This window comes from Porcipelethomonas sp. (assembly GCF_051893655.1).
Lineage (GTDB): Bacteria > Bacillota > Clostridia > Oscillospirales > Ruminococcaceae > Porcipelethomonas.
In genome coordinates this window covers 1-10,155 of the sequence record NZ_JBJFHN010000092.1, presented here as the reverse complement: position 1 = coordinate 10,155, position 10,155 = coordinate 1, and the positions used below count along the sequence as shown (strand labels likewise).

The following is a 10,155-nucleotide window of genomic DNA, read 5'->3' as shown; positions in this document are numbered from 1 at the left end:
GTATGTTTATATTATAATTTTATAGTGTGAAAGTCATGTGAAAAGTCCTTGAAAAAAATCTGAAAGCATGTCCGCCCGATTTATTTTTCTTTAGTTTCTTTCTTTTCATGCTGTTTTTTCTCATGGTGCTTTTTTTCGGATTTATTTTCCTCCGGTAATTTTTCATCACCGTTTTGGGTTACAATATCCTTGATTTCAAACCAGAATGTAGAACCTTTCCCCACAACGCTGTAAACTCCGAAATTATAACCATGTTTTTTTAAAATAGCCTTCACAATGGAAAGTCCCAGACCTGTTCCGACGACCTCTCTTTTATGGTTTTCGGAACGGTAATATTTATCAAAAATAAGTTTGATTTTATCCGATTCAATTCCATCACCTGTGTCGGCGACCTCGATTCTTACACATCCGTCCATATTTTTCTGACGGACAAATACCTGCTTGTCTTCTCCGGTATAATTAATCGCATTATTTATAAGATTATAAATAACCTGCTGAATTTTAATAAAGTCACATTTTACAATAATATCTTCGTCCGCTTCAAAGTGAATATGATAATCCTTCTTTTTGGAAATACCGTCGTATCTTGTAATAATATCCTCCATAAGTTCTTTTATATTAAACTCAGAATAGTTAAGCTTCTGACTTCCGTCCTCAAGCTTTCCAAGATCCAGAATATCATTTACAAGCTGAGCCAGTCTGTCGGTTTCTTCTATTATTATTTCAAGATGCTCATTTCTCTTCTGTGGATTATCTCCGGACAGATCCCTTATCATCTCCGCATAGGCTTTAAGCATTGTAAGAGGTGTTCTAAGGTCATGGGAAACGTTGGCAATAAGGTCTCGCTGCATGGCATCAACCTTTGAGATCTGCTCTCCGGCATAAGTAAGGGTACTTGCAAGCTGTTGGATTTCCAGATAATCCCCGCCTTCAAATTTTATATTATAATTTCCGGCTGCCATTTTTTCTGCGGATTTTGTAATTTTCGTAATTGGCTCTGAAATTCTTCTTGCCATGAAAAACGAAATTATAAGGCTTAACAGTACCAGATAAATTGTAATTAAAAACAGCTGCCTTTTAATAATGGAAACTGTAGACCCTACAGGCACAAGAGGCGTATTTATCAGCAGATATCCGTCAGGAGAATTCACACTTCCGATAACTGCCGCAAATACCAGCATATCATTATTAATTGCCGAATTGAATTTCTTGAAATATATAGTATCTTCGCCGCTTTCCTTAAGCTTTGCAAGAAAGTCACTTTTCATGGATTCCGGACTGTGTATAAGACAGCTTTTACCCAGAGTATCTTTAGTGTAAATCACTCGTCCGTATTTATCAACAATTTCAATGCACAGATCATTTGATATGGCAATCTCTGTAAGAAGCCTTCCGTAATTGTCAGAGCCATACTCTGAAATGATTTCCTGAGCAGACTGCTTTACGTCTGAAATTTTCATTCTTTCATAGAAATTTTCCAGAAAGACAATCTGAAAAAACCACAGCATAATAAATACTACCGCCGTGAAAAATATGAAATATTCCCATATTCTGAATTTCAGACTTACCGCTGTTTTAGTTTTGGGTGTATTCAAACTTATATCCCATTCCTCTCAAAGTTACAATAAATTTTCTGTACGGTCCAAGACTGTTTCTGAGCATTTTTATATGAGTATCAACAGTTCTGTCATCGCCAAAAAAGTCGTAACCCCAGACTTCCTCAAGAAGCTTGTCTCTTGTAAGGGCAAGATTCTTGTTTTTCACAAGATAGAATAAAAGGTCATATTCCTTCGGAGTCATGGATGCTTTCTGACCGTCAACGTATACCTCACGTCCTGCAAGATCAATTTCAAGTCCCTCAAATTTGAGCTTTTCCGGAACAGAAGACTCCGGTGCTGCATTTCTTTTAAGAACCGCCTTTATTCTCGCCATAAGTTCTTTGGGAGAAAAAGGCTTTACAACATAGTCGTCTATACCCAGTTCAAATCCGAAAAGCTTGTCGTATTCCTCACCTCTTGCAGAAAGCATGATTACTGGAATGGTTTTGTATTTTTTTATCTCCTTGCATGTGGAAAAACCGTCAAGCTTCGGCATCATAACATCCATTACAATAAGGTCGTAATCATTGTTTTTTACCATCTCCACAGCTTCCATGCCGTTTTCAGCTTCAGCAACTTCATATCCCTCAAATTCGGCGTATTCACGTACCACTCGTCTGATATTAACTTCATCGTCAACTACAAGTATCTTATACATGTCAAATCTCCTTTATCATGTTAATTCAATTTGTATTTTTATTATAATCCAAAATTGTGTATAACAAGTGAAAAATAAAAAAATATTTATATAATACAGCATTAAATTCCGGCTTAAAACCAGTAAATGCTTGACATTATAAGCTTTTACTGATAAAATGAAAATAAATAATTCAGGAGGTAGATTTTATGAGTGTAAAAAAATTTTTAAGTGTCGCTGCTGCAATACTGTGTGCTGTAAATGCTTTGTGCTGCAGGGTACCGTTCGTAAATGTTAATGCGGTAACCAGCGATGATTCAAGTTATGATACTTTAAATGAAGATGAAGCCACTTCTGTATCAGATTTTGAATATACTGTTTATAATGAAATAAATCCGCAAATCTGGGTAAAAAAATATATCGGCACTGACACTGATATTGTAATCCCGTCAGAAATTGATGGTTTATCTGTTACACAAATCGGAAATGATATGGAGCCATTATGTGAAAACTTAACAAGTGTAAAATTGCCTGACAATCTTAAGTATATTTCATGGTATGCATTTAGCGGAATGTCCAATTTAACGTCAATAAACATCCCTGACGGAGTTTTAACTATTGGAAGTTGGGCATTCTATAATTGTACCGGCTTGACCACAATAACTATTCCTGAAAGTGTACTGACAATTTCGGATGCATTCAGCGGTTGCAGTAACCTTAAAACAGTTACAATAAAAAACCCTGAATGTGAAATTGATGATTCAGAAGAAGCTTTTGGTTATTACTTTACCGGCACAATTTACGGCTATGAAAATTCCACTGCTCAGGCTTATGCAGAAAAATATAACAAAAACTTTGTTTCATTAGGACAAGTGCCTGTTGAAACCACCCCAGCGGTAACAACAGCTGTTACTACTAACAATACAACAATTTCTACTACTTCCATCTCAACTACTATAACTCAGGCAGTTACGGAAAATACTTCAGCCGTTTCCAGCTCAACTACTGTAACTCAGGCTGTTACGAAAAATACTTCAGCCGCTTCCATCTCAACTACTATAACTCAGGCTGTTACGAAAAATACTTCAGCCGTTTCCAGCTCAACTACTGTAACTCAGGCTGTTACGAAAAATACTTCAGCCGCTTCCATCTCAACTACTATAACTCAGGCTGTTACGAAAAATACTTCAGCCACTTCCATCTCAACTACGACAATTCAGGCAGCCACAACCACCGAACCAAAAGTAACTACTTCCGTATCATATAACTATGATATTAATAATGACGGTCAGGTTAATCAAAAAGATTATGATGATCTGAATCAATATATAATGGATCCATCTTCAATAAAATTTGATGACTACACTCGTCTTGATGTTGACGGCAACGGGGTGATTGATTTGTCAGACCTGATGCAACTGAAAAATTATCTTGACAGTCTGCCTAAGCCAGGAGATATTGACGGTGACGGAGAAATCCGTGTTGCAGATGTGGTAAAATTGCAAAAATATCTTGTCGAATTTACAAGCATCCCGAATGAAGACCTTTCTAATATTGATTTAAATGAAGATGGTAAAATAAATGTTTTTGATGTTATAGCTCTTAAAAGAATTATCATAAATTCATAAAATCAAAAGCGGACGTTTCAAATCGTCCGCTTTTTAATTTTAACACAGCATAAAAAAATCATGAAATCAGACTATCGTTATTGACATTTTTCATAAAAATTGTTATAATATAAACAATGCATTATGTGTTTTAAACAAATTAAATCTATGTAAAATTTCGGCGTGCCGTTCGCTGTGACTAAAGCGGCAGGGAGGTCAAAATGAAAAAACGTATTGGTATTCTTACAAGCGGTGGAGACTGTCCGGGACTTAACGCAACTATCAGGGGCGTTGCAAAGGCATGCTATGAAAAAATGGGTACTGAAAATGTCGAAATCGTAGGTATTGCCGAAGGCTATTACGGACTTATCAACAATATCTGTCGTGATATGCGTCCGGAGGAATTTTCCGGAATACTCACCAGAGGCGGTACAATTCTCGGTACAAAACGTCAGCCGTTTAAAATGATGCAGGTTATCGGTGATGATAATGTGGACAAGGTCAAGAACATGAAGGAAACCTATAAAAAGCAAAAGCTTGACTGTCTTCTCACTCTGGGTGGAAACGGAACTCACAAAACCTCCCGCCTGCTTTCAGACGAAGGTCTTAATGTAATAGGTCTTCCTAAAACAATTGACAATGATATTTTCGGCACAGATGTTACATTCGGATTCCATACTGCTGTGGACATCGCAACAGATGCTCTTGACAGACTTCATACTACTGCTAACAGCCATTCGAGAATTCTCCTTTGTGAAATCATGGGCAACAAGGCAGGATGGCTTACATTAAATGCAGGTATTGCCGGCGGTGCGGACATTATTCTTATTCCGGAAATTCCTTATGATATCGACAAGGTATGTGAATCAGTAATGAAGAGAAGCGAAAGCGGCAAAAACTTTTCTATTGTTGCTGTTGCTGAAGGCGTATTCGATGTAAATGAAGCACAAATGAAGAAAAAAGAACGTGCAAGACTTCGTGCAGAAGCCGGTATCACAACAGCTACAAACAGAATCGCCGCACAGATTCAGTCAAAAACAGGTCTTGAAACAAGAACCTGCGTACCTGGACACATGCTAAGAGGCGGCAGTCCGAGTGCGTATGACAGAATTCTTGCAACACAGTTCGGTGTTCATGCCGCAGAACTTATCGCTCAGGAAAAGTACGGCAGAACAGTTGCAAAGGTCGGCGGTAAAATTACTGCAAACAAACTGTCTGATATTGCTGGTAAAACCAAATTTGTCGATCCGGACGATCAGCTGGTAAAAACAGCAAAAGATCTGGGAATTTCATTTGGTGACTAATCAAAATGATTTATCAGAATTCATAAAATTTCGGTCAAAACTTTTTTTCAAACCTCAAAAAATGGACAGTCCTGTAAGAAAAGACTGCCCATTTTGATTTTATCTCGGTATTAATTTATAAACAAAAAACCGGTTCCATCCGAACCGGTTTTTACTATATATTAAAGGTCTGCAATTACTTGTTAAGTCTTGCTTCAAGATTATCAAGCTGCTTTATCAGAGCTTCAGGAATTCTGCCGCCCTTATCAGCAATATCTTCCTTGTAGTATCTGCGCATTTCAGCAATTTCCTTAAGCCAGAGATCCTTATCAACATCAAGAAGCTTATCCATAACTTCAGGTGTAACCTCGTCTTCGATACCTTCAACGTTGATGTCACCCTTCTTAGGAACATAACCAATAGCTGTTTCTTCAGCATCAACTGTACCTTCACATCTCTTTATGATCCAGTCAAGAACTCTCATATTGTCGCCGAATCCAGGCCACATGAAGTTGCCGTCTTCATCCTTCTTGAACCAGTTAACGTTAAAGATCTTAGGAGCCTTGTCGCCGAGCTTTTCGCCCATTTCAAGCCAGTGTGCCCAGTAATCGCCTACATTGTAACCGATAAACGGCTTCATAGCCATAGGATCATGTCTCAGAACGCCTACAGCACCTGTTGCAGCAGCTGTTGTTTCAGAAGAAACTGCTGAACCTACATATGTGCCGTGAGTCCAGTCAAATGACTGATATACCAGCGGAGTTGTAGAAGCACGTCTGCCGCCGAAAATAATAGCGGAAATCGGAACACCCTGAGGATTGTCAAATTCAGGAGAAATACAAGGGCAGTTCTTTGCAGGAGCTGTAAATCTTGAGTTCGGATGAGCCAGCTTCTGAGGCTTGCCGTCAGGACCCATAGCAGAAGTATACTCAGGACCGTTTACCTTAGCACCCTTCCATTCAGTTGCATTAACCGGAGGATTCTTGTCAAGACCTTCCCACCAAACAGTATTGTCATCATTGTTGATAGCAACGTTTGTGAAAATAGTATCCTTCATTGTTGAAGCAAGTGCATTATAGTTGGACTTTGCATTTGTACCCGGAGCAACACCGAAGAAACCATTTTCAGGGTTAATAGCATAAAGTCTGCCGTCTTCGCCCTGTTTCATCCATGCGATATCGTCACCGACTGTAAATACTTCATAGCCGTCCTTCTTGTAGCCTTCCGGCGGAATAAGCATTGCAAGGTTTGTTTTACCGCATGCAGACGGGAATGCAGCTGAGATATACTTAACTTCTCCGTCAGGCTTCTTAACGCCTAAGATAAGCATGTGTTCAGCCATCCAGCCTTCGTTCTTGCCCTGATAAGAAGCAATTCTCAGTGCAAAGCACTTCTTGCCGAGAAGAACGTTACCGCCGTAAGCTGAGTTGATTGACCAGATTGCATTGTCTTCAGGGAACTGAACAATGTATCTCTTTTCAGGATCAACGTCAGCCTTTGAGTGAAGACCTCTTACGAAATCGTTTGATTCATCGCCGAGGTTTTCAAAAGCCTGCTTGCCCATTCTTGTCATAATATTCATGTTAAGAACAACGTAGATAGAATCTGTAACTTCAACGCCTACCTTAGCGAGAGGTGAGCCGATAGGACCCATTGAATAAGGGATTACATACATTGTTCTGCCCTTCATAACACCGTCATACATAGGTGTGAGCATTGCTTTCATCTCATCCGGATCCATCCAGTTGTTTGTCGGACCTGCGTCTTCTTTATTCTTACAGCAGATAAATGTTCTGTCTTCAACTCTGGCAACGTCATTCGGCAGAGTTCTGTGATACAGACAGCCAGGAAGCTTTTCCTGATTAAGCTCGATCATTTCGCCTGTTGAAACAGCTTCAGCCTTTAAAGCGTCAATCTGCTCTTTGCTTCCGTCAATCCATACTACCTTATCCGGCTTTGTAAGGGCTGTCATTTCGTCAACCCATTTTAATACGTTGGGGTTCTTTGTCAGTGACATGGTTTATATCCTCCTTGATTTTTTGATTACGCAGCACTTTAAGCATGCGCATCATTCTTTGGAATAATGCAGCCTTTAAGTTACAAAATTCCCTTCATTTTTATATTATAATATTTTTTGAAATGGATGTCAATAGAATTTGTTTCAGTTTGTGAAATTAATAACAAAACATTCTTGATAAAAGTTATGGTCAGACCTTTTTAAAGACCTGACCGATTAAATGTTATATTAAAAAACTATTTTTCTGTACAGAATTCAACTTTTTCGCCTGCAAGGATCTTATTAGTAGTTCTCATAGCACACATTTTTCCGCACATAGAGCATGTATGTCTGTCCTTTGGAGGAACGCTTTCAAAGTATCTTTTTGCCTTGTCCGGGTCAATGGCATACTGGAACATTTCATCCCATTCAACACGTCTTCTGGCGTCACTCATCTTATTGTCGATATCTCTGGCATGTGGAACGCCCTTTGCGATATCAGCAGCGTGTGCTGCGATTTTGGAAGCTACGATTCCCTCTCTTACATCATCTGCATCCGGAAGTCTCAAGTGTTCCGCAGGTGTCACATAGCACAGGAAATCTGCTCCGTTAGCAGCGGCAATAGCTCCGCCTATAGCAGATGTAATATGGTCATAGCCCGGAGCGATATCAGTAACCAGAGGTCCTAATACATAGAAAGGTGCATTATGACAAATACGTTTCTGCAAAGTCATATTAGCGGCAATTTCATTCATTGCCATATGTCCCGGACCTTCAACCATTACCTGAACGTCCTTTTCCCATGCTCTTTTTGTCAGGTCACCAAGCTCAATAAGCTCGGAGATCTGTCCGGCGTCAGTACTGTCATTTATAGAACCCGGTCTTAATGCATCTCCCAGACTGATTGTAACGTCATATTCTCTGAGAATGTCAAGAACCTCATCATAATATTCATAGAAAGGATTTTCATTTCCGGTCATTTCCATCCATGCAAAAAGAAGTGAACCGCCTCTGGAAACTATATTTGTAAGTCTGCCCTGACGCTTGAAGGCTTCAACAGCTCTTTTGTTGATTCCTGCATGAATCGTCTGGAAATCTACGCCCTCTCTGGCATGTGCTTCCACTACTTTAAGGAAATCCTTTGCAGTGATTTCAAGAAGATCCTTTTCAAGATAGCCTATAGCATCATACATAGGAACAGTTCCTATCATTGCCGGAGACATAGCAACAAGCTCCTTGCGGAAAGTATTGGTCTTGCCGTAGTTGCTCAGATCCATAATGGCTTCGCATCCGAAGTCAATTGCCATTCTGACTTTTTCCATTTCCATATCATAATTCTGGCAATCTCCGGAAATACCCAGATTGACATTGATTTTTGTTCTGAGTCCTGAACCGATTCCCTCAGCACTCAGTGCCTTGTGATTGACGTTTGCCGGAATGCACACACTTCCTTCGGCAACCTTTTGTCTGAGAACCTCAGGCTCCATATATTCTTTTTCAGCAACCGTCTGCATTTCCTTTGTTATAATGCCTTTTCTGGCAGCTTCCATCTGTGTTTTATAGTTCATTTTTACCTCCTGGATTATACATATGATTTAACGGGCCTCTGCCCCTGCCTAAATTCAGTCCGTCTGCTATAGCTCCCGTAACATAATCCTTTGCTTCACTTACGCTGTCTTTAATCCCTTTTCCCTTTGCAAGATTTGCGGCAATTGCCGAAGAAAGGGTACAGCCGGTCCCATGCGTATTCGGATTATCTATACGCCTGCTTTCAAACCATTCATATCCCTTGTCAGTATAAAGCAGGTCAGCTGCGGTATCTTCCAGATGCCCGCCTTTGACAAGTACACTTCCGTTAAATTTGTCTGAAATGATTTTTGCGGCTGCAAGCATATCATCCGGTTTTTTTATACTGATTCCTGAAAGTATTTCTGCTTCCGGAACATTGGGTGTGATAACGCAGGCAACAGGGAAGATTTTCTGCACAAGTGCAGATACGGCATCCTCCTGTAACAGTCTGCATCCGCTGGTAGATACCATAACAGTATCCGCCACTATGTTCCGGGCGTTTTTACTCTTCAGAAAATCTGCTATTGCACAGATTATTTCCGCATTTGACAGCATACCGATCTTGACTGCATCCGGAAAAATATCATCAAAAACCGCTTCAAGCTGGCTCACCACAAATTCCGGCGGAATGTCATGTATGCCTTTAACTTCCATAGTATTCTGTGCAGTAACCGATGTTATAACGCTCATAGCGTAACATCCGCAGGCTGAAATCGTTTTGATATCCGCCTGTATTCCGGCACCGCCGATACTGTCGCTGCCGGCAATAGTTAAAACTGTTTTCATAATCAGTTTTCTCCTGTGACCTGGGTAATTAATTTTCTTAAATTTTCTGCCGCAGAAAAAATATCATTCCGGGCGAACACCGCAGATATAACTGCTGCTCCGCTTATGCCCGTACCTTTAAGCTTTAAAATGTTCCCATCATTTATTCCGCCTATTGCCGCAACCGGAATGTTTACAGCAGCACATATTGTTTTCAGTTCATTAAGTGAAAGAGGAACAGTATTATCCTTGGTTGAAGAGCCGAAAACTGCTCCGCAGCCCAGATAATCCGCACCAGCTTCACAGGCAGCTACGGCTTCCTTTACATTATGAGCAGTCGCACCGATAATTTTACCTTCCCCCAGAATTTCCCTAGCTTTTTTTATATCTCCGTCATCCTGTCCCAGATGAACTCCGTCAGCGCCGCATTCCAGAGCAAGGCTTACAGAATCGTTGATTATAAGCGGAACTCTGTATCTTAAGCATACTGATTTAAGCTCTGACGCAAGCTCTAGCTTTTCTTTCCGGGAAGAATTTTTTTCCCTCAGCTGTATCATAGTAGCACCGCCGTTTATTGCCTGTTCTACTGCATCTTCAAGAGTTTCGCCTGGTTTCAGCCACGAACGGTCCGTAACAGCATAAAGTCTCAGAATTTCCGGTTTTAGTTTCATTTATGCACTCCCCTGAAAAAAGGCGCATC

8 protein-coding genes are annotated in these 10,155 nt (G+C 40.1%); 2 read left to right on the top strand and 6 right to left on the bottom strand.

Features of this window, described 5'->3' with window-relative positions; genetic code table 11:
* Window positions 1-80: 80 nt before the first annotated feature.
* Window positions 81-1,595, bottom strand: coding sequence for a sensor histidine kinase (locus ACI4WO_RS05420; RefSeq protein WP_439806546.1), 1,515 nt, complete (start codon window positions 1,593-1,595; stop codon window positions 81-83).
* On the bottom strand, window positions 1,576-2,256 hold the full coding sequence (locus ACI4WO_RS05415) for a response regulator transcription factor (protein WP_439806545.1): 681 nt from the start codon (window positions 2,254-2,256) through the stop codon (window positions 1,576-1,578). The genes ACI4WO_RS05420 and ACI4WO_RS05415 overlap by 20 nt, the downstream gene beginning before the upstream one ends.
* 188 nt (window positions 2,257-2,444) lie before the next feature.
* On the opposite strand from ACI4WO_RS05415, the gene ACI4WO_RS05410 reads away from it, so the two are divergent.
* Window positions 2,445-3,863 carry a leucine-rich repeat protein gene (locus ACI4WO_RS05410; protein WP_439806544.1) on the top strand — a complete coding sequence of 473 codons (1,419 nt, stop codon included), beginning with the start codon at window positions 2,445-2,447 and terminating at the stop codon, window positions 3,861-3,863.
* Window positions 3,864-4,063: 200 nt separating this feature from the next.
* The gene (locus ACI4WO_RS05405; RefSeq protein ID WP_439806543.1) at window positions 4,064-5,146 is read left to right on the top strand and encodes a 6-phosphofructokinase; all 1,083 of its coding nucleotides are present in this window, start codon (window positions 4,064-4,066) and stop codon (window positions 5,144-5,146) included.
* A 175-nt stretch (window positions 5,147-5,321) separates the two neighbouring features.
* Here ACI4WO_RS05405 and ACI4WO_RS05400 read toward each other — a convergent pair whose 3' ends face one another.
* The 4 genes from ACI4WO_RS05400 to thiE all read right to left on the bottom strand — a co-directional run bounded on the left by ACI4WO_RS05400 (window position 5,322) and on the right by thiE (window position 10,126).
* Complete coding sequence (locus ACI4WO_RS05400) at window positions 5,322-7,142, bottom strand: phosphoenolpyruvate carboxykinase (GTP) (RefSeq protein WP_439806542.1); 1,821 nt, start codon at window positions 7,140-7,142, stop codon at window positions 5,322-5,324.
* 236 nt (window positions 7,143-7,378) lie between these two features.
* Complete coding sequence (gene thiC, locus ACI4WO_RS05395; RefSeq protein WP_439806541.1) at window positions 7,379-8,689, bottom strand: phosphomethylpyrimidine synthase ThiC; 1,311 nt, start codon at window positions 8,687-8,689, stop codon at window positions 7,379-7,381.
* A complete protein-coding gene (gene thiD, locus ACI4WO_RS05390) occupies window positions 8,679-9,476 on the bottom strand; it encodes a bifunctional hydroxymethylpyrimidine kinase/phosphomethylpyrimidine kinase (RefSeq protein WP_439806540.1) in 798 nt (265 codons plus the stop codon). The genes thiC and thiD overlap by 11 nt, the downstream gene beginning before the upstream one ends.
* Before the next feature lie 2 nt (window positions 9,477-9,478).
* The gene (gene thiE / locus ACI4WO_RS05385) at window positions 9,479-10,126 is read right to left on the bottom strand and encodes a thiamine phosphate synthase (RefSeq protein ID WP_439806539.1); all 648 of its coding nucleotides are present in this window, start codon (window positions 10,124-10,126) and stop codon (window positions 9,479-9,481) included.
* Window positions 10,127-10,155 lie beyond the last annotated feature (29 nt).

What these genes read in the sequence shown, in the direction of transcription:
- ACI4WO_RS05410 (WP_439806544.1), top strand. Translation starts at nt 2,445, where the DNA reads ATGAGTGTAAAAAAATTTTTAAGTGTCGCTGCTGCAATACTGTGTGCT.
- thiD (WP_439806540.1), bottom strand. Translation starts at nt 9,476, where the DNA reads ATGAAAACAGTTTTAACTATTGCCGGCAGCGACAGTATCGGCGGTGCC.
- ACI4WO_RS05415 (WP_439806545.1), bottom strand. Translation starts at nt 2,256, where the DNA reads ATGTATAAGATACTTGTAGTTGACGATGAAGTTAATATCAGACGAGTG.
- thiE (WP_439806539.1), bottom strand. Translation starts at nt 10,126, where the DNA reads ATGAAACTAAAACCGGAAATTCTGAGACTTTATGCTGTTACGGACCGT.
- ACI4WO_RS05405 (WP_439806543.1), top strand. Translation starts at nt 4,064, where the DNA reads ATGAAAAAACGTATTGGTATTCTTACAAGCGGTGGAGACTGTCCGGGA.
- thiC (WP_439806541.1), bottom strand. Translation starts at nt 8,689, where the DNA reads ATGAACTATAAAACACAGATGGAAGCTGCCAGAAAAGGCATTATAACA.
- ACI4WO_RS05400 (WP_439806542.1), bottom strand. Translation starts at nt 7,142, where the DNA reads ATGTCACTGACAAAGAACCCCAACGTATTAAAATGGGTTGACGAAATG.